This is a genomic window from Citrobacter sp. CFNIH10 (assembly GCF_002934585.1).
GTDB lineage: Bacteria > Pseudomonadota > Gammaproteobacteria > Enterobacterales > Enterobacteriaceae > Citrobacter_A > Citrobacter_A amalonaticus.
Genome location: NZ_CP026216.1, coordinates 4701450 through 4721783 on the forward strand (window position 1 = coordinate 4701450; position 20334 = coordinate 4721783).

At 53.2% G+C, this 20334-nt stretch carries 13 protein-coding genes and 2 pseudogenes; 5 read left to right on the top strand and 10 right to left on the bottom strand.

Annotation, left to right across the window (positions count from 1 at the left end):
- The first annotated feature begins 12 nt into the window (after positions 1–12).
- Positions 13–1164: an IS30-like element IS30 family transposase gene (locus C2U53_RS27035; RefSeq protein WP_001254932.1), complete on the top strand. Its 1152-nt coding sequence runs from the start codon at positions 13–15 to the stop codon at positions 1162–1164.
- Positions 1165–1174: 10 nt separating this feature from the next.
- On the opposite strand, the pseudogene C2U53_RS27040 reads toward C2U53_RS27035, so the two are convergent.
- Both C2U53_RS27040 and napF read right to left on the bottom strand, forming a co-directional pair.
- Positions 1175–1327, bottom strand: a pseudogene (locus C2U53_RS27040) (chaperone NapD); the annotation flags it as partial.
- A complete protein-coding gene (gene napF / locus C2U53_RS27045; protein ID WP_043000077.1) occupies positions 1317–1808 on the bottom strand; it encodes a ferredoxin-type protein NapF in 492 nt (163 codons plus the stop codon). The pseudogene C2U53_RS27040 and the gene napF, both read right to left, overlap by 11 nt.
- 410 nt (positions 1809–2218) lie before the next feature.
- On the opposite strand from napF, the gene eco reads away from it, so the two are divergent.
- On the top strand, positions 2219–2716 hold the full coding sequence (eco, locus tag C2U53_RS27050; protein WP_043001880.1) for a serine protease inhibitor ecotin: 498 nt from the start codon (positions 2219–2221) through the stop codon (positions 2714–2716).
- Positions 2717–2763: 47 nt separating this feature from the next.
- Here the strand turns inward: eco and mqo are convergent, their stop codons facing one another.
- On the bottom strand, positions 2764–4419 hold the full coding sequence (gene mqo, locus C2U53_RS27055) for a malate dehydrogenase (quinone) (RefSeq protein WP_104446732.1): 1656 nt from the start codon (positions 4417–4419) through the stop codon (positions 2764–2766).
- 278 nt (positions 4420–4697) lie between these two features.
- Between mqo and C2U53_RS27060 the strand changes: the two genes are divergently transcribed.
- Positions 4698–5945, top strand: coding sequence for a SulP family inorganic anion transporter (locus C2U53_RS27060; RefSeq protein ID WP_104446733.1), 1248 nt, complete (start codon positions 4698–4700; stop codon positions 5943–5945).
- Here C2U53_RS27060 and mgtE read toward each other — a convergent pair.
- From mgtE to C2U53_RS27090, 6 genes and pseudogenes are all read right to left on the bottom strand, one after another.
- Complete coding sequence (mgtE, locus tag C2U53_RS27065; RefSeq protein ID WP_044258589.1) at positions 5908–7344, bottom strand: magnesium transporter; 1437 nt, start codon at positions 7342–7344, stop codon at positions 5908–5910. The two genes, C2U53_RS27060 and mgtE, sit on opposite strands and share 38 nt — an antisense overlap.
- 140 nt (positions 7345–7484) lie before the next feature.
- Positions 7485–9128 (bottom strand): multidrug ABC transporter permease/ATP-binding protein, encoded by a 1644-nt coding sequence (locus C2U53_RS27070; RefSeq protein ID WP_043000073.1) that lies wholly within the window; start codon positions 9126–9128, stop codon positions 7485–7487.
- Between the two features lie 75 nt (positions 9129–9203).
- Positions 9204–9854 carry a DNA oxidative demethylase AlkB gene (alkB, locus tag C2U53_RS27075; RefSeq protein ID WP_058586850.1) on the bottom strand — a complete coding sequence of 217 codons (651 nt, stop codon included), beginning with the start codon at positions 9852–9854 and terminating at the stop codon, positions 9204–9206.
- Positions 9854–10918, bottom strand: coding sequence for a bifunctional DNA-binding transcriptional regulator/O6-methylguanine-DNA methyltransferase Ada (gene ada / locus C2U53_RS27080; protein ID WP_044328459.1), 1065 nt, complete (start codon positions 10916–10918; stop codon positions 9854–9856). Before ada ends, alkB begins: the two co-directional genes overlap by 1 nt.
- Positions 10919–11001: 83 nt before the next feature.
- On the bottom strand, positions 11002–12057 hold the full coding sequence (apbE, locus tag C2U53_RS27085; RefSeq protein WP_043000070.1) for an FAD:protein FMN transferase ApbE: 1056 nt from the start codon (positions 12055–12057) through the stop codon (positions 11002–11004).
- 115 nt (positions 12058–12172) lie between these two features.
- Positions 12173–13303 (bottom strand): annotated as a pseudogene (locus C2U53_RS27090) (porin OmpC).
- A 740-nt stretch (positions 13304–14043) separates the two neighbouring features.
- Between C2U53_RS27090 and rcsD the strand changes: the two are divergent.
- A complete protein-coding gene (gene rcsD, locus C2U53_RS27095; RefSeq protein ID WP_104446734.1) occupies positions 14044–16713 on the top strand; it encodes a phosphotransferase RcsD in 2670 nt (889 codons plus the stop codon).
- A gap of 15 nt (positions 16714–16728) precedes the next feature.
- A complete protein-coding gene (gene rcsB, locus C2U53_RS27100; RefSeq protein WP_001061917.1) occupies positions 16729–17379 on the top strand; it encodes a response regulator transcription factor RcsB in 651 nt (216 codons plus the stop codon).
- A 51-nt stretch (positions 17380–17430) separates the two neighbouring features.
- On the opposite strand, the gene rcsC is transcribed toward rcsB, so the two are convergent.
- Positions 17431–20277 carry a two-component system sensor histidine kinase RcsC gene (rcsC, locus tag C2U53_RS27105; protein ID WP_104446735.1) on the bottom strand — a complete coding sequence of 949 codons (2847 nt, stop codon included), beginning with the start codon at positions 20275–20277 and terminating at the stop codon, positions 17431–17433.
- Positions 20278–20334 lie beyond the last annotated feature (57 nt).

Sequence of the window (20334 nt, forward strand, 5' to 3'; positions counted from 1 at the left end):
GAGGTTTTTTGAATGAGACGAACATTTACAGCAGAGGAAAAAGCCTCTGTTTTTGAACTATGGAAGAACGGAACAGGCTTCAGTGAAATAGCGAATATCCTGGGTTCAAAACCCGGAACGATCTTCACTATGTTAAGGGATACTGGCGGCATAAAACCCCATGAGCGTAAGCGGGCTGTAGCTCACCTGACACTGTCTGAGCGCGAGGAGATACGAGCTGGTTTGTCAGCCAAAATGAGCATTCGTGCGATAGCTACTGCGCTGAATCGCAGTCCTTCGACGATCTCACGTGAAGTTCAGCGTAATCGGGGCAGACGCTATTACAAAGCTGTTGATGCTAATAACCGAGCCAACAGAATGGCGAAAAGGCCAAAACCGTGCTTACTGGATCAAAATTTACCATTGCGAAAGCTTGTTCTGGAAAAGCTGGAGATGAAATGGTCTCCAGAGCAAATATCAGGATGGTTAAGGCGAACAAAACCACGTCAAAAAACGCTGCGAATATCACCTGAGACAATTTATAAAACGCTGTACTTTCGTAGCCGTGAAGCGCTACACCACCTGAATATACAGCATCTGCGACGGTCGCATAGCCTTCGCCATGGCAGGCGTCATACCCGCAAAGGCGAAAGAGGTACGATTAACATAGTGAACGGAACACCAATTCACGAACGTTCCCGAAATATCGATAACAGACGCTCTCTGGGGCATTGGGAGGGCGATTTAGTCTCAGGTACAAAAAACTCTCATATAGCCACACTTGTAGACCGAAAATCACGTTATACGATCATCCTCAGACTCAGGGGCAAAGATTCTGTCTCAGTAAATCAGGCTCTTACCGACAAATTCCTGAGTTTACCGTCAGAACTCAGAAAATCACTGACATGGGACAGAGGAATGGAACTGGCCAGACATCTAGAATTTACTGTCAGCACCGGCGTTAAAGTTTACTTCTGCGATCCTCAGAGTCCTTGGCAGCGGGGAACAAATGAGAACACAAATGGGCTAATTCGGCAGTACTTTCCTAAAAAGACATGTCTTGCCCAATATACTCAACATGAACTAGATCTGGTTGCTGCTCAGCTAAACAACAGACCGAGAAAGACACTGAAGTTCAAAACACCGAAAGAGATAATTGAAAGGGGTGTTGCATTGACAGATTGAATCTACAGTGTTCTGCTTCAACCACCGCAATCATCTGGCCGCTTTGCTCGTCGCTTACGGCCACTTCGCAGCCCGGCAAAGCATTTAGCTGCGTGCTAATATCCTGTACTTGTTCGCCTTTGGCCTGAACAATCAGGCTGCAGACCTGCCAGTTAATGTGCATGGTTATACTCCGCGGTAATGGCTGACACCGGGCAACTGGCGACACACGCGCCGCATCCGTTACAGTTCTGGTTATCGAGTTGTGGCTGATAAATGCCGGACAACGTTGGGCGAAACAGGATCGCCTGCGGTTCACAGCTATCCTGACAGCGGCGGCACTCTACGGACTGATACGCCAGACACGCTTGCCCAATGGTGAAAATCAGATCCCATGCCCTGGTGTGGCGCGGAGAAAAGAGAGATTCAGGGCAAGCCTGCGCACAGGCGTAGCAGAAGGTGCATTCGCTTTGTTGGAAATTAACGCTCGGATAGCCACCCGGGCCACGCTGCAAAACATCGTGTTCACAAGCCTGAATACAGGCGTCGCAACGGGTGCACTGGGACAGAAACTGAGATGCTTCCATGATCCACGGCGGACGAATCCCACGATTGGCACTACGCCAACTGCCAGTCAGTATGCCTCGACGGGATAGATCAACCATGGCATCGCCCTTCCATAAACGACGCTCCCCCGGCTGGGTGAACGACAATAAAAACCGCGTTACTACTAAGTCATTATTATGATCGGTAAGATAGTAAAGGATGTGTTCCAGGTGCATACCCCAATCGGGGTAAAACCAGTGGTTGGATCAAAAGAGTGTTAATGAAGCTTGTCAGAATGTGCTTCTCCGCACAGATCAAATGGTTATGTAATATTTTATATATCGTAATAATTGTCGGGATAATTAACCAAAACAAACGGCAAAAACAAGAATAAATAACCAACCAATTTACATAACCACAGTAAATAGACTTTAAAAATACGTAAAGACAGATCAATGATTCTGGTCTATATGTTAATCTGCCGTGAAATCGTTCATAAGATAAAAAAGGAAAACCTGTGAACTCAAAAATAAAGACAATGGTTCCTGCCGTTTTGTTCGCTGCTTTCGCCAGCACCTCTGTGTGGGCGGCCTCCACGGAAGCTAATCCGCAACCGCTGGAAAAAATCGCCCCCTGGCCGCAGGCGGAAAAAGGCATGAAGCGCCAGGTTATTCAGCTACCCCATCAGGAAGATGAATCTACTCTTAAAGTGGAACTGATGATCGGACAGACGCTGGAAGTCGACTGCAATCAGCATCGCCTGGGCGGCGAGCTGGAAAGCAAAACGCTGGAAGGTTGGGGTTATGACTACTACGTCTTTAATAAAGTCACCTCCCCGGTATCGACCATGATGGCCTGTCCGGATGGCAAAAAAGAGCAGAAATTTGTGACCGCCTATCTGGGTAATGACGGTATGCTGCGTTACAACAGCAAGTTGCCGATCGTGGTGTATACCCCGGCAAATGTTGATGTGAAATTCCGTATCTGGAAAGCGGAAGATAACGTGCAGAACGCGGTAACGCGTTAAGTCTCTGATGATGCCGGATGGCGGCACAGCGCCATCCGGCAATACCGTTACAGTGCGATATCTGCCACTTCTTTACGCGCAGGCTGAGCCTGTGGTTTAAGCTGCGCTTTTGGTGCCGCGTCCGTCGTCTGCGGCTGGACATATTGCAGCCCCAGCACTTCACTGGTGTATTGCAGTTCCTGCTGCGTCGCCTCAACGTTGCCGTTCAGTTTTGTACCGTAAGACGGAATAATCGTTTTCAGCTTCGCCTGCCATTGCGGCGTACTCACCTTCTCTTTAAAGACGGTTTCCATCAGATGGAGCATGATCGGTGCCGCAGTGGATGCGCCCGGTGACGCGCCCAGCAGTGCGGCAACGGTCCCCTCTTTGTCGCTCACCACTTCCGTCCCCAGACGCAGCACGCCCCCTTTGTCTTCATCACGTTTGATGATCTGGACACGCTGACCCGCCTGCCATAAACGCCAGTCCGCTTTCTTCGCCTGCGGATAGTACTCTTTCAGCGCGTCGAAGCGGTCATCATCGCTCAGCATCACCTGACTAATCAGGTATTTCACCAGATCGAAGTTATCCATCCCGACGTTGACCATCGGCATGAAGTTGGAAGGCGTGGTTGAACTCAGCAGATCCCACAGCGAACCGTTTTTCAGGAATTTAGTGGAGAAGGTGGCGAACGGCCCGAACAGCACGACACGTTTACCATCCAGAATACGGGTATCGATATGCGGGACCGACATCGGCGGCGCGCCGACGGAAGCCTGACCGTACACTTTCGCCAGATGCCGGTTCACCACGTCCGGGTTTTCTGCGACCAGGAATTGCCCGCCAACCGGGAAGCCTGCGTACTCTTTGGCTTCCGGAATACCGGTTTCCTGCAACAGTTTCAGCGCTGCGCCGCCCGCACCGATAAAGACGAATTTGGCTTTGATGTTATGTTCCGTTTCGCCGTTTTTCAGATCGGCGACGGTCACCGTCCAGGTATTATCGTCGTTACGTTTAAATCCACGGACTTCGGTGCTCAACTCCAGTGCAAAGTTAGGCTTTTTCTGCAACGAAGCAATCAATTGGCGCGTAATTTCGCCGTAGTTCACGTCCGTTCCCATTTCGGTACGCGTAGCGGCGACTTTCTGTTTCGGATCGCGCCCTTCCATCACCAGCGGTGCCCACTCTTTGATTTGCGCGTGGTCTTCGGAGTAGCGCATACCACGGAACAGCGTGCTTTGTTGCAGGGCCGCATAGCGGGCGCGCAGGAAGTTGACGTTCTCTTCACCCCAGACGAAGCTCATGTGCGGAACGGTGGTGATGAAGGTGCGCGGATCGTGCATCACGCCACTCTTGACCTGATGCGCCCAGAACTGGCGGGAAATCTGGAAAGCTTCGTTAATTTCGACTGCCTTTTCGGTACTGATACTCCCGTCGGCTTTCTTTGGTGTGTAGTTCAACTCCATCAGCGCAGAGTGCCCGGTTCCGGCATTGTTCCAGCCGTTTGAACTCTCTTGCGCGACACCGTCCAGGCGCTCCACCATGGTCATCGACCAGTCGGGTTCCAGTTCCTGTAGATAAGTTCCCAGTGTGGCGCTCATGATGCCGCCGCCGATCAACAGTACGTCCGTCTCCTGCTCTTCCGTCGCTTTCGCTTTTGCCGCCATCGAGACAGCATTCAGCCCTACGGCCATCGAGAAGAGCATGGCAGTCATTTTTTTCATATGGTTAATGCCTTACTTTTAGTATCGTTTTTTTGCTTTTTTACAGGTGAAAATCGAGCGGCACCAACGTTAACACTTCAGTAATAATATTTAAATATTGTTTATAAATTATATTAAGATTTTAAAAACGTTAAAAATACGTTGAATCTTTATAGGGTTATTCACAATATTTTCTGGAAACAGACGCTCCAGAAAGGTACTATGCGGCGCGTTGTGATTCACCGCACGGACGCCTGTCGGTCTGCTGTTATCAGGCCCTTTCCGACCTGAGAGTAAATATGTCTGTAACCCCTTCGTCTCCTGCTCTGGCAGCGGAACACACGGTCAGTGGCGTTCTTCGCTCCCCACGTCTGCTGGTACGCGAAACGCTGGCTGGGGTGATCACCGCGCTGGCGCTGATCCCGGAAGTAATCTCCTTTTCGGTGATTGCCGGCGTTGACCCGAAAGTCAGCCTGATTGCCTCAGTGGTGCTTTGTCTGGCAATGTCTTTCATGGGCGGTCGCCCGGCGATGGTCACGGCAGCAGCCGGTTCCGTTGCGCTGGTGATAGGCCCGATGGTGCTCCAGCATGGCGTACAGTACATTCTGCCAGCGGTCGTATTAGCCGGGTTTATCCAGATTCTGTTTGGCGTTACCGGGATGGCGCGCCTGATGCGTTTTATTCCCGCCGCCGTCATGACCGGGTTTGTGAACGCCCTCGGTATTCTGATTTTTTTCGCCCAGGTCCCCCATTTCTGGAGCAAAAGCCCGCTCATCTGGGGGCTGTTTGCCTTAACGCTACTCATTGTGTTGTGGATGCCGCGCGTTATTAAAAGCATTCCTGCGCCGCTGATTGCCATTGTTTTATTGACGCTGTTTACCGCAACCACCGGACAATTGCTGCCGACCGTTGGTGATGAAGGCGCAATGAGCGGCGGGCTACCGGGACTGACGCAGCTGTTAGTGCCGCTGAATCTGCAAACGCTGACAATTATCTGGCCCTGCGCGCTGAGTATCGCCTTTGTGGGCCTGATGGAGTCTCTGCTGACGGCGAAACTGGTTGATGACCTGACGGTCACGCCGTCGAACAAAAATCGTGAAAGCGCGGGTCTGGGGTTCGCCAACATTCTGGCGGGCTTCTACGGCGGCATTGCTGGCTGCGCGATGATCGGACAGACCATCGTGAATGTGGAGATGGGGAAAGGCCGTAGCCGCGTGTCGACGATCGCCGCCGGGTTGGTTTTACTGCTGCTGGTCACTGCGCTGAGCGACGTGATGGCGAAAATCCCGATGTCGGTTCTGGCCGGGATCATGGTGATTGTGGCGGTGAAAACGTTCAGTTGGCACAGTATCCAGCCCGCCAGCCTGACGACACTGCCTGTGGTGGAAACGCTGGTAATGGTCATTACCGTTGGCGCAACGGTCTCCACCGGCAACCTGGCGATTGGCGTGGTTGCCGGGGTGGTGGCGATGGGATTACTGCCTCGCGTCGTGAAACGTAAACGACGCACTACATCAGAAACAGCGTCGCCAGCCCAAGAAAAATAAAGAATCCGCCGGTATCGGTAATCGCGGTGATCATCACGCTCGAGCCGACCGCCGGGTCGCGCCCGAGCTTCACCATCGTCATCGGGATAATCACCCCCATCAGCGCCGCCATTAACAGGTTCAGCATCATTGCCAGGGTCATCACCCCGCCGAGCGCCATGTCGTCGTACAGCCACCAGGTGATCCCGCCCATAATCCCCCCCCAGACGAGGCCATTGACCAGTGCCACCCCCATCTCGCGCAGAATAAGAAACGTCAGGTTGCCCGGCTGGATGTTTTGTAACGCCAGCGCCCGAACAATCATGGTGATGGTCTGATTACCGGTATTCCCGCCGATCCCGGCGACAATGGGCATCAGCGACGCTAACGCCACCAGTTGTGAAATGGTGTGTTCAAAGCCATCAATCACGCGCGAGGCAATGAACGCAGTACACAGGTTGATAGCCAGCCACGCCCAGCGCGTTTTCACCGCTTTGGGAACGGGCGCAAAAACATCCTCTTCGGCGCTCAATCCGCCCATTCGACGCAGATCGGTGTCCGTCTCTTCGTAGACCACGTCGACGATCTCGTCGATCGTCAAGCGTCCCATCAGTTTACCGGCAGAATCGACTACCGCCGCACTGACCAGGTTGTCACGCTCGAAGGTACGCGCCGCATTTTCCGTTTTATCTTCCGGGGCGAAGGTCAGCGGATCGTCATCCATCACCTCGCTGACTTTGCACTGCACGTCATTGAGCAAAATACAGGTCAGGGTTAGCTCACCGACCAGCGTTTTGTCGCGACGGGTGACAAACAGTTTGTCAGTGTTTTCCGGCATCTTGCCCAGACGACGCAGATAACGCTGCACTACTTGCAGCGTCACATCCGGGCGCACGGTGATGACCTCGAATTCCATGATCGCGCCGACGCGATTCTTTTCGTAATGCATGACCTGGCGCACGCGGGCCCGCTCTTCGGGCGGCAGCGTCGCCAGCAACCGGCCTGTGAGGTTACGCGGCAGGTGCTGAACCAGGTAAATCTGTTCGTCGATGTCGAGATATTGCAGCGCCTCAAGCAGTTCCCGGTCGGTCATTTCATCGATCAGGTCATCCCAGACGTTTTCGGACGCCTCAAGCAGGACGTATCCACGCTTTTCACTCTGAATCAGCCGCCAGAGGGCGTGACGTTCTTCCGACGGGAGCGCTTCAAGGGTATCCGCCAGGTCAGGTGGTGGAAGATGGTCGACCAGCGCGCCTACCTCAGCAATATCGTCGGCTAACGTTCCGACATCATATTGCTCAGCCAGGGTGAGCTTGCCTAACAGGGTGGAAACAATGGCTTTATCGGTGGTAAGCAGCCAGATCAGCCGCGCACGCTCTTCATCGCGCAGCCTTGCGCTGTTTTGGTGTTTTGCGAACATTAATCATAAATCCATGATACGAGATGCCATTAAGCATGGCGCGAGGTTATGTAAATAACAATAAACGGGGGCGTCAGATGAATAAAAAAACTACCGTTGTCCCGAAACGCCTTGCGCCATCGGGACCACGGTCAGATGAATCAGGCCGTGCGCGCGACGGCATCGCGTGACGCAGCATCACGCTCATCGCCCACCAGCTCAATCAGTTGTCCGTTACGCATTTCCAGCAAACGATCGGCGTGAATAAAATAGTGATCGTCGTGACTAATGGCGAAAATGGTTTTCCCCATCTCCTGCATCAGCGGCAACAACACCTGGTAAAACTCGCGGCGGAAGTGCGGATCCTGATCGGCCGCCCACTCATCGAGCAGGATAATGTCGCGATCTTCCGCCAGTGCCAGCAGCAGCGCCACGCGCTTTTTCTGCCCCTTCGACAGTTTCAGATTCAGGATCCGGCCATCGCTCAGTTCCAGTTTGTGCGCCATTTTCAGGTGCCCCAGCCACTTCTCAACCAGAGCAGGATCGGCCGGATTGCCTTCTGGTCCCAGTAGCTGGTCAAACAGCCAGACGTCGGTAAACACCGCGGAAAAGAGCTTGCGATAATCTTCCGGCTTTTCGGCGCTGACAGGCTTACCGTCCAGCAGGATCTCCCCGGACTGCGGCTGGTACAGCCCCGTCAGCAGCATCGCCAGCGTCGATTTGCCGCTGCCGTTACCGCCGATTAAGAACAGCAACTCACCGCGATTGATCGTCAGATTCACCGGCCCCACGGAGAACGCGTTGTCCTGATAGTGGAACATGACGTTACGCAGTTCGAGGGTTTTCCATCCCGGGAACGCCTGCGGGCGCGGAAATTCTGCTTTAAACGGTGCCAGCGCGAATGTGTTCAGCTTGTTGAAAGCAACCTGCGCCGTAAGCAGCGTAGGGAGTGCCCCCACCGCCGACAGCAGCGGCGTGCGCAGGAATAAAAGCGTTAACGAGTAGGTCGCCGCAACGTTGGTATCCGCCCAGCCGAGACTGTTTGCCATCCAGAACACCAGGCCAATCGCGCCGAGCATCATAATGTTCGACCAGTTTACGGCGCTGAGGTGGAAGGTATCGGCGCGAATAATGTGGTGGCGATACGCTTTGGCATCCGGAATATAGAGGTTGTTGAAGATATGTTCCGCCCGCTCGCGGTTGAGCGTCAGCTCTTTGCGTCCTTCCAGCACCGTCTGATAATCGTTATACAGCTTATCTTCGGTTTCGCGCAGCGTCGCCATGTGCCGGTAAACCCGCGATACCAGCATAAACCCGCCCCAGATGGTTATGACCATCCAGATAGCGGTGACCAACAGCATTTTGGTCGACAGCATCGCCAGATACGCCGCCGAACCGACGGTCAGAATAATCCCCTGCACCAGTTCAGGCAGACGAACAAAAGCGATGGTGATATTGCGCACGTCGCTGGTCAACCCGGCCAGCAGAGAGGCACTGCCCAGTTGTTCAATACGTTCCACGTGCGTATCGAGAATACGCTTGATGAATTCACTGCGCAGACGGAAGACAAAGTGGTGTCCCAGCGTGGTGAGCGCCAGTTGTGAACCCAGCGTCACCGCCATCAGCAGTAACAGTAGTCCGAGAAATTCCGGTAAAACCAGCAGAGAGGGATCCGCAGTCTCAATAAGACGCTGATTGATAAAAGCGATAAGGCCAATCCCCAGCGCCGCGCTGACGAGGCTGAGCGCCATCACGCAAATAAATGGCCAGCGATACTGCCGCCAGACAAGAAGAAGTAGTTCCATTCATACAACCCGGACAAGGAATAACAGCCCGCAGTTTAAACATCTCAACGCGTTCAGCAATAATAATTCTTATTTTTATTCTTTTTTACCCGCCTGGCGAAAAGTCAGATTGTAACGACAGTCGGCGGTCGCCGGATGGAACCCAGCCTTCAGCGGCTGAATTCCGTGGTAAAACAAGCGCGATTCGCCGCCCCAGACCACTACATCGCCATGTTCCAGTAGAACGCGCGTCAGCGGATCGCTACGTTTCAGGCCGCCAAACTGAAAGACAGCCGGTAATCCCAGCGAGACAGAAACAATAGGCGCCCGCAGATCCGGCTCGTCTTTATCCTGGTGCAGCGAAAGCTTTGCGCCAGGCGCATAGCGGTTGATCAGGCAGGCGTCCGGCTGATAATCCGTATAGCCTGCCGCCGTTGCCGCCTGCTGACACAACCGCAGGAAGGACGGCGGAAAATCCGGCCAGGCGTGCCCCGTCAGCGGATCGATTGGCGAATAGAGGTAGCCGTGACGGTCGGTCGTCCAGCCCAGCCGTCCACAGTTAGTCATCGCCACCGACATGGTGTAACCGCCGGGGGTGATCATCTGGCGAAACGGCGACCGACGGGCGACCGCCTCAATCTCCTGCACCAGTTGCAACGCTGTGTTGAAGGCAAAGCGGCGCAAAATGACGGCACCAGGTGCCAGCGGTTCCTGCCAGGGCTGCGAATCGGCAAACAAATCAAGCATTATGCCCCCTCATCAGGAGACTCACGTCGCAGGATTTGTGCCTTACGCGACACGCCCCAGCGATAGCCGGAAAGCGATCCGTCTCCTCGCACAACGCGATGACAGGGGATCACGATCGCCAGTTTATTCGCGCCACAGGCGCTGGCGACGGCACGAACCGCGTTCGGCTTACCGATGGCTTTTGCCAGTTGCTGGTAGCTGACGGTCTCACCGTAAGGGATCGCCCGCAGCGCCTGCCAGACCTGTTGTTGAAACGCGGTACCCTGAATATCCAGCGGCAACGACAGCGCGGCATCACGCCCGTCAATACTGGCGATAACGCGGTGAATACGCTGCTGGAAAGCGGGATCGGCGGGTTGAGCCTGAGCGGCCGGGAACAATGTCCGCAGTTCAGCCATCAGCGCCGCATCGTCATCTCCTAACAAAATGGCGCAAATCCCCCGCTCGCTTTCCGCCACCAGACAGCGTCCGAGTGAGCAATCCGCCAGCGCATAGCGCACCGCCAGCTTGTCACCGCCGCGACGGAACTGCTTCGCCGTCATCCCAAGCGTTGCATCAGCATTACGATAGTAGCTGCTGCTGTCCGGGAATCCGGCATTCAGAATCGCCTGCGTCACGCTTTCGCCGTGGCTCAGGGCATCGCGCAGTCGGCGGGCGCGATACGCCTGCTGCCACGCTTTTGGCGTCATCCCGGTCGTGGCTTTGAACACGCGATGCAGATGGTACGGACTCATCGCCACCTGTTCAGCCAGCGCATCGAGCGTGATGGGGCTCTCCTGCTCCAGAAGCTGACAGGCAAGCGTAATTTTATCCAGTCGATGCTGCCGGGCGTTGGCTTTATCCGGCTGACAGCGTTTACACGGGCGAAACCCGGCCAGCAACGCGGCCTGCGCGTCAGGAAAGAAGCGGACATTTTTACGCAGCGCATGTTTTGCCGTGCAGGAAGGTCGGCAAAAGATGCCGGTCGTCTGCACCGCAAAGACAAACTGTCCGTCAGCCTCAGAATCACGTTCCAGCACCGATTGCCAGCGCTGGTCGTCATTTACGCGTAGAGAATTTTTCATACTGGACTCCTTCGTTAAGCATAGTGCCTGCTTAGCGGCAGTGTGTCCGAAACCCATCACACGAAAACCCGCAATCTTGCTTTTTAATTTTGTTCACGAATGAGAAAACTTTCAAACTGCGGAGACATCCAGGTTTTGAATCCCTCCCCCTCTTTGATAATCATGTACACCGCCAGCCCTTCCCGGCGTACGACCTCTTTGGCTTTCTCCGTGCCGAGCACCATCAGTCCGGTATCCCAGCCATCCGCTTCCAGCGCCGTTGGCGCTATCACCGTCACTGACACCAGATTATGCTCAATGGGGCGTCCCGTCTGCGGATCGATAACATGAGTGAGGCGTTTTCCGTTCAGCTCATAATAGTTGCGATAGCTGCCGGAGGTACTAATACCGTGCCCGTTAATATCCACCACCGCCTGAACCGCGTTTTCACGGTCGGTAGGCTTCTGGATCGCCACCCGCCACGGATGCCCTTCAGCGTTCATCCCGCGACTGTTCAGCGCCCCCCCGACAGAGACCAGATAGCGTGCGATACCTTCGCGCTCCATCAACTGTGCCAGGTGATCGGCGGCATAGCCTTCACCGACAGTGGAGAGATCGACAAACAAATCTGGCAGATCTTTTTGCAGGTACTGCTGTTTCGCCTGGTTGATCACCGACAGGTGCTGCAACCCGCTGTTGGCTTTTGCCGCATCAATTTGCGCCTGCGTCGGGATCTGGACCGGTTGCTTGTCGGGACCAAACCCCCACAAGTTCACCAACGGCCCAACGGTGATGTCCATCGCCCCCTGGGTTTTTTGCCCAATACGCAGCGCTGAGGTAACAATGTCCGCCATTGCCTCGTTGACGGGCCAGGGAGAAAGACTTTTCGACTGGTTGAAGCGCATTAGCGCCGAATCATTTTTATAAGTGGAGAGCAGTTGGTCGTCGGCATCCAGTTGCGTCTGAATTTTCGTTTGTAGCGCCGCTGCTGATTTGGCATCGACTCCGACCACGCTCACACGCCAGAAGGTGCCCATTGTTTTCCCTTCCAGCACGACCGGAGCCGCGGCAGGCGTTTGCGCCGCGTCCGGTGCGTTATCGCACCCGGTAAAAAAGAGAGTCACAGCCAGTAAGGCCGCACGAGCAACGTTCATTTCCATACGTGATTGTCCTCCTGCAAAAGAGGCGCAAGAGTACACCAAAAACCGGCGGTTGTACGCCGAAAAACCGCACAAAAAAAGGCCCCGCAGGGCCTTTTATCGACATTAAGCAAACTTAGAACTGGTAAACCAGGCCCAGTGCAACAACGTCGTCGGTGCTGATACCGGCATCACGAGTGAAGTTGTTGTCATCCAGCAAGTTGATTTTGTAATCAACGTAGGTGGACATGTTTTTGTTGAAGTAGTAGGTTGCGCCCACATCAACATATTTCAGCAGATCTTCATCGTCGTAGTTACGACCGTTGAGAGTCCCCAGGTTTTTACCTTTGGACTGCAGGTAAGCAACGGACGGACGCAGACCGAAGTCGAACTGGTACTGAGCAACCACTTCGAAGTTCTGCGCTTTGTTTGCCCAACCTTCGCCGCCTACACGCGTTGCGTTATAGGTCTGAGTGTACTGCGCCGCCAGGTACAGGTTGTTAGCGTCGTATTTTAGGCCACCGGTGTAGGTTTCAGCGCGATCGCCGTTACCCAGGTAGATCGCTCTGTTCTGCTCATCAGTACGTTTGGAGCTGCTCACTGCCGCACCCAGACCGAAGCCTTCGCCGATGTCATAGGTTACAGAACCGCCAACGCCGTCACCGTTCTGACGCAGCGCTTCACGACCGTTGTTAGTCACGCCGGTGTAAGCGATGCCATCAGCATCTTCATCAGATGGGCTACCGTTTTTACCCTGATACTGCAGGGCAAAGTTCAGGCCATCAACCAGACCGAAGAAATCAGCGTTACGGTAAGTCGCGAAGCCGTTACCACGCTGCTGCATGAAGTTATCAGAACCGTAGGTATCCCCACCGAATTCTGGCAGGACGTCGGTCCAGGACGTGACGTCATACACAACGCCGTAGTTACGACCGTAGTCGAAAGAACCCGCATCGCCGAATTTCAGACCGGCGAAGGCAACACGAGTTCAGGAGTTGTTTTCGGATTCAGGCGCGTTACCCTGGATCTGATACTCCCACTGGCCGTAACCGGTGATCTGATCGTTAACCTGGGTTTCGCCTTTGAAGCCGATACGCATGTAGGTCTGATCGCCATCAGCGTTTTTATCATCGGAGAAATAATGCAGACCGTCGACTTTACCGAACAGGTCTAATTTGTTGCCGTCTTTGTTGTAAATTTCAGCCGCATTTGCTGCGCCTGCTACCAGCAGTGCTGGTACCAGGAGGGACAGTACTTTAACTTTCATGTTATTAACCCTCTGTTATATGCCTTTATTTGCTTTTTTATGCCACTGCATACTGATTAACCCTCATTAACCAGTCGGCAAGTTCATTCTCCTCAAAATTGCAGAATAATCCAACACGAATATGATACTAAAACTTTTAAGATGTTTCATTTATCCACATAGATGTTTCAAAATGTAAATTCCAAGGAACTTTTTTTTTGCTTCAAAAAGACAAAAAATAAGCACGATCACTCAAGAAATATATAAAATACATATAAAACAATTAATTACACAAATAAGTTTGATAGCACTGAATGACAAAACAAAATCGTCATGCATCTCTAAAATATCTCTCGCTATCATCATTAACTTTATTTATTACCGTCATTCATTTCTGAATGTCTGTTTACCCCTATTTCAACCGGATGCGATGCGTCCGGTTTTTTTTTACCCTTCTTTACACTTATTTTCTCTTTATGTGCTACCGCATAAAAATAATAACAACTATTAACTATTTACCTTCATTCAGTCACTGACTGATATCAGAAACCGATTTCTTGTTATTTCGTGCTATTTCTTCACACTTGACGGGGAATATGTGTACGCCTCTGGTGGGCCTGTACACTTTTACGCCATTTAACTGATGAATTCTTTTTGGCAAAAAATGCAGAACATCAATGAGTAGAGAGTGTGGAAATTCACACCGTACCCTTTATACTGCCCTTTCACCTTCTGCGTTGTTTTACAGGTCATAACCACGAATGAGTCAGTCTGATACAACGGCTACGTCCCGATTTTCCCTCCTGCCGGGAAGCATTACCCGTTTCTTTTTATTGCTGATCATTGTGTTGCTGGTGACGATGGGCGTGATGGTGCAAAGCGCGGTTAACGCCTGGTTGAAAGATAAAAGTTATCAAATCGTCGATATCACCCATGCAATTCATAAGCGTATCGATACCTGGCGTTACGCGACCTGGCAAATCTATGACAACATCGCCGCGACGACGAATCCGTCGAGCAGCGAAGGATTGCAGGAAACTCGCCTGAAACAGGACGTTTACTATCTTGAAAAACCACGGCGAAAAACCGAAGCGCTGATCTTTGGCTCGCATGACAGCTCAACGCTGGAAATGACGCAGCGCATCTCGTCCTACCTCGACACACTGTGGGGCGCTGAGACGGTGCCGTGGTCCATGTATTATCTCAACGGGCAGGATAACAGCCTGACGCTCATCTCGACGCTGCCGTTAAAAGATCTCTCTTCGGGATTTAAAGAGTCGACCATCGGCAGCATTGTCGATTCCCGTCGGGCAGAAATGCTCCAGCAGGCCAATGCGCTTGACGAACGGGAAAGTTTCTCATCGCTGCGTCGGCTGGCATGGCAAAACGGCCACTATTTTACGCTGCGAACCACGTTTAATCAGCCGGGACACCTGGCGACCGTTGTCGCGTTTGACCTGCCCATCAACGACTTAATTCCTCCCGGCATGCCACTGGACAGCTTCCGCCTTGAGCCTGACACGACTCCAGCCAGCGCACGCAATGCAGATAAAGAATCGCCCGACAGCGTAAGCATCAGCTTTAACAGTTCGAAAATTGAAATCTCGTCGGCGCTGAACTCGACGGGAATGCGCCTGGTCTGGCAGGTGCCGTTTGGCACCCTACTGCTCGATACGCTGCAAAACATCCTGTTACCGCTATTGCTGAATATCGGGCTGCTGGCGCTCGCCCTGTTCGGCTATACCACCTTCCGCAACCAGCCAGGACGCACAACGGAAGTCGCGCCCAATACCGCTGCTAATAATGAGCTACGGATTCTGCGCGCGATTAACGAAGAGATTGTCTCCCTACTGCCGCTGGGTCTGCTGGTGCATGATCAAGAAGCGAACCGCACAGTGATGAGTAACAAAATTGCCGACCATCTGTTGCCGCATCTGAATCTGCAAAACATCACCAGCATGGCGGAACAGCATCAGGGCGTGATCCAGGCGACCGTCAATAACGAGCTGTATGAGATACGCCTGTTCCGCAGCCAGGTCGCTCCACGCACCCAGATCTTTATTATCCGCGACCAGGATCGTGAAGTGCTGGTGAACAAAAAGCTCAAACAGGCTCAGCGGTTATATGAAAAAAATCAGCAGGGCCGCGTCGCCTTTATGCAAAACATCAGCGAGACGTTGAAAGAGCCGGTCAAAACGCTGGCAGCGGAAGTTGCCCAGTTGCAAACGTCTGATGCACAGCAACTGGCGAATCATTCCGATGTACTGGTCCGCATGATCGATGAAATTCAACTGGCGAACATGCTGGAAAACGACGCCTGGAAGAGTGAGCCTACCCTCTTCTCGGTTCAGGCGTTAATTGACGAAGTCGTCCCGCAAGTGCTGCCCGCGATGAAGCGTAAAGGCCTGCAACTGCTCATCAACAACCATCTGAAGGCAAACGACGAACGACATGGCGATCGCGATGCACTGCGACGGATCTTACTGCTGTTGATGCAGTACGCGGTAACAACTACCCAGATTGGCAAAATCACGCTCGAGGTTGATCAGGACGAATCGGTGGCCGAGCGCCTGACGTTCCGCATTCTGGATACCGGCGAAGGCGTGACGTTAAGCGAAATTGACAACCTGCATTTCCCGTTCATCAGTGAGACGCAGAAAGACCGTTACGGTAAAGCCAATCCGCTGGCCTTTTGGTTATGCGATCAGCTGGCACGTAAACTTGGCGGACATTTGAGCATAAAAGCGCGAGATGCGCTGGGTACACGCTATACAGTCCATGTTAAAATGACGCCGCTCGACCAGCATAAAGAAGACGAAGAGCGTCTGCTGGATGATGTCAGCGTGATGATCGACGTGACCTCTAACGAGGTGCGCAATATCGTGCTTCGCCAGTTGGAAAACTGGGGAGCGACCTGCATCACCCCGGATGAGAGACTCATAAGTCAAGAATATGATCTCTTTTTAACTGATAATCCGTCTAATCTTACTGCCTCCGGCTTGCTTTTAAGCGATGATGAGTCAGGCGTGCGGAAAATTGGCCCAGGCCAGCTTCGCGTCAACTTTAATATGAGCAACGCTATGCAGGAAGCTGTACTACAACTAATTGAAGAGCAACTGGCACAAGAAGCGATCCCGGAATCCCCTCTGGGAGGTGATGAAAACGCCGAACTTCATGCCAGCGGTTATTACGCACTATTTGTAGACACAGTACCGGATGATGTTAAGAGGTTGTATACTGAGGCTGCAATCAGCGATTTTGCTGCGCTAGCCCAAACGGCTCACCGCCTGAAAGGCGTGTTTGCCATGCTAAATCTGGTACCCGGCAAGCAGTTATGTGAAACGCTGGAACATCTGATTCGTGAGAAAGATGCTCCAGGAATAGAAAAATACATCAGCGACATTGACACCTACGTCAAGAGCTTGCTGTAGCAAGGTAGCCTTTACATGAACAATATGAACGTAATTATTGCCGATGACCATCCGATTGTACTGTTCGGTATTCGCAAATCACTTGAGCAAATCGAGTGGGTGAATGTTGTTGGCGAATTTGAAGACTCCACAGCACTGATCAACAACCTGCCAAAATTAGATGCACACGTGTTGATTACCGATCTCTCTATGCCGGGCGACAAGTACGGCGATGGGATCACCCTGATCAAATACATCAAGCGTCATTTCCCAAGCCTGTCGATCATTGTTCTGACCATGAACAATAACCCGGCAATCCTGAGCGCGGTGCTTGATCTCGATATCGAAGGGATTGTCCTGAAACAGGGCGCGCCAACAGACCTGCCGAAAGCGCTGGCTGCGCTGCAGAAAGGCAAAAAGTTCACCCCGGAAAGCGTCTCTCGCCTGCTGGAAAAAATCAGCGCGGGCGGCTACGGTGACAAACGTCTCTCTCCGAAAGAGAGTGAAGTTCTGCGTCTGTTTGCCGAAGGTTTCCTGGTGACTGAAATCGCCAAGAAGCTGAACCGCAGTATCAAAACCATCAGCAGCCAGAAGAAATCAGCAATGATGAAACTGGGCGTTGAAAACGATATCGCACTGCTGAACTATCTCTCTTCCGTGACCCTGAGTCCGGCAGACAAAGACTGATTCTTGCAGACGTAAAAAAGCCCGGTAAGTTTCAGCGCTTACCGGGCTTTTTTATGCTCGCGTTTTCCTGACCCGCTCCGCATACACCGCCAGCGTCTGCCTGATAACGTCCAGCGTGACCGGCTTCGACAGACAACTGTCCATCCCCGACTCCAGACAGCGCTGCTTCTCTTCGGCCAAAGCGTTGGCCGTCACCCCAACTACCGGTAAAGTCAGCCCTAACTGACGTATGCGCTGTGTCAGTCGATAGCCATCCATATTCGGCATGTTTACGTCGCTCAGCACGATATCGATATGGTTTTTGCTCAGCACGTTCAGGGCATCCACGCCGTCATTGGCGGTTTTGCACTGATACCCGAGCGATCCCAGCTGATCGGCCAGCAGACGGCGGTTAATCGGATGATCGTCAACCACCAGGATCATCATGTCATCATTGGTGGCCGCCGCTTTTTCCGGAGCCGGTAACGCGGAAGAGAGCTCCTCATCGTCCAGCTCAATACGGTAGATCCGGGCCAGCAGCGCCGGCAGTTCATGCGGCGACGCCACGCTGTGCACCCATTCACCCGGCCCCCTTTCCAGTGGAATACCAATGTGGCGCCGACAGAAAATCACCGCTGCCCGCCCCTGCCACGGCTGTTCCAGGGCATCGTCGGTGATCAACATGTCATCACTCGCCGGTGTCTGCCCTTCATAACGCATCACCTCAACACCGTTACGCGTCAGGCTGTTTTCGACAAACTGGCACAAAGACGCATTACGCACCGCCAACCAGCAACGTGTTCTGGCAAGTCCATCAAGCCCTTTTTTCGCCGGATACTGCGCGCCATACAGCGGAATACGCACTGTAAACTGGCTCCCCATCCCTGGTTCAGAATCAACCGAAATGTCACCATCCATCATGCTGATCAGCTTTTCGCAAATCGCCAGTCCCAGCCCCGTTCCCTGGAAATTGCGCTGCACACCCGTACCGACCTGGAAGAACGGATCGAACAAGCGCACCACTTCTTTCGCCGGGATCCCGACGCCGGTATCCCGCACCCGAATGCTGAGATAATCATCGTCGCGGCTGACATGCAGCACAATGCAGCCGATGTCGGTGAATTTAATCGCGTTGCTCAACAGATTAGAAATCACCTGTTGCAGGCGCATCGGATCGCCATTAAGCGCAACCGGCACATTCGGTTCGATAAAGCAGTACAGCCCGAGCTGCTTGCGCACCACCAGCGGCAGATAGTTCGCGGTAATGTGGCTCATCACCTCACGTGGCGAGAATTCACGCGGCTCAATTTTCAACTGCTCCGATTCGATTTTCGAGAAGTCGAGAATGTCACTGATGATTTTCAGCAGCAGACTGGAAGAGTTATTCATCGCCGTCACCAGGCGATCGACACCTTTTGGCAATTCTTTGGTTTGCAGCAGATCAAGGTTACCGATAATGCCATACAGCGGCGTGCGCAGCTCGTGGCTGACGGTCGCCAGGAACATCGATTTCGACTGACTCGCCTGTTCAGCCGCCTGCGCCATCTCCTGTAACGACTCCTCCATTTTGACGCGGGCGGAAACATCCACCAGCACGCAAATCGCCACGTTTTCATTGCGATAGCGGGAATGGACGAAGCTAATCTGCAAATTGGTGTTATTGCTGGTCAGCACATCGACAAAGTTCACCTGCTGTCCACAGATGATTTGCGTCAGCCGCTGTCGATCCTCATGGGTGAGCATGTTCAGGTAGGTATGGGCCAGCTCGTTACTGAGGATGTTAATACCGTCAACGGTGCGCAGAATACAGATCCCGACCGGCGCGGACGCGACAATCTTACGGTTAAACTGCTCATGCTCTTCCAGCCGTTGGGCGTCGCTTTCCGCCGGAATAAAGATCCGTCGTTCGTACATCCGCGCGAGGGTAAACAGTGCCGCACCTACCAGCACATTCAGCAGAATGGCATTCAGAATCAGCATCCGGATCCGTTCCAGCACCAGATCGACCGGAACGGAATAGACAATGCTTAACGAAGACGGCGGCAGATTTTTCTTCAGCACCAGCTCACGAAAGCCCGGCGTATAGCCAAACCAGGAGCGTTCCTGCATCCAGCGAGGTTCCGCCTTGATGGTACTTTCCGGCCCGGTCAGCGAAATCAACGCATGCCCATTTTCATCCAGAATGGTCACGCCCATCGGCAGACTGCCCGGCGTAAAGAAGTTTTCCATTCGAATGGATTGTTCAATGCCCAACAGCGCCTGCAGGCGGTTTGCCAGATAAACCGGCGTCAGCGCGTAGAAATAGCCAATCCCTGGACGTGGTCCCTGCGCCACCCAGTAGAGGTTGTTTCCGGATTCATCCTGCGGCGCGTTGCGGTACTTCATAATCCGCTCGTGCAGCGTTTTCAGCGCGTTATCGCGCTCGACGGGCATATCGCGCAGGCCGAAATTCGCCATGCAGAGATTATCGCTGCCAATGAGAAATACACGATTCAGATCGTACGCAGCGGAAAAGTTGTCACGCCAGTAGCGCATGAACCACGCCAGCGACTCCAGCGATCCGCGCCAGGCGTTGCCCATTGCCGCGCAGTCGGAATCGGCAAACAGCGGCTGAAAGGTCGGCACCTCGGTTTTATCGTCACGCGACCGCGAAGACAACACGCCGTTCTCCGCCGTCAGGCGATTCTCCGCGATGTACTTGAGCTCTTTCATCACATCCGACGTGCGCTGAATGTAGCGCTGGGCCTGATCGGAACTGAGATTAAACTCCTGGCGGATCTCTGACTCCCGCTGATGCAAGGCGTTCACAATGTAGAACACCGAAGCAAAGGCAATCAGCAGCCAAATCAACAGTGCCAACGCTCTGAACAGATAGCGCGAGATTTTCAGGGTCGTGCGAAAGGATGCAAGGTATTTCAAAAGGGCGAAGCTCCGCCTCAGGCGATAAATGGAGTGTGGTTAAGGTAGCGGTAAATG

Coding starts and splice junctions, on each gene's coding strand:
- C2U53_RS27035 (WP_001254932.1), top strand. CDS start 13: ATGAGACGAACATTTACAGCAGAGGAAAAAGCCTCTGTTTTTGAACTA.
- napF (WP_043000077.1), bottom strand. CDS start 1,808: ATGGTTGATCTATCCCGTCGAGGCATACTGACTGGCAGTTGGCGTAGT.
- mqo (WP_104446732.1), bottom strand. CDS start 4,419: ATGAAAAAAATGACTGCCATGCTCTTCTCGATGGCCGTAGGGCTGAAT.
- C2U53_RS27060 (WP_104446733.1), top strand. CDS start 4,698: ATGTCTGTAACCCCTTCGTCTCCTGCTCTGGCAGCGGAACACACGGTC.
- mgtE (WP_044258589.1), bottom strand. CDS start 7,344: ATGTTCGCAAAACACCAAAACAGCGCAAGGCTGCGCGATGAAGAGCGT.
- C2U53_RS27070 (WP_043000073.1), bottom strand. CDS start 9,128: ATGGAACTACTTCTTCTTGTCTGGCGGCAGTATCGCTGGCCATTTATT.
- alkB (WP_058586850.1), bottom strand. CDS start 9,854: ATGCTTGATTTGTTTGCCGATTCGCAGCCCTGGCAGGAACCGCTGGCA.
- ada (WP_044328459.1), bottom strand. CDS start 10,918: ATGAAAAATTCTCTACGCGTAAATGACGACCAGCGCTGGCAATCGGTG.
- apbE (WP_043000070.1), bottom strand. CDS start 12,057: ATGGAAATGAACGTTGCTCGTGCGGCCTTACTGGCTGTGACTCTCTTT.
- rcsD (WP_104446734.1), top strand. CDS start 14,044: ATGAGTCAGTCTGATACAACGGCTACGTCCCGATTTTCCCTCCTGCCG.
- rcsB (WP_001061917.1), top strand. CDS start 16,729: ATGAACAATATGAACGTAATTATTGCCGATGACCATCCGATTGTACTG.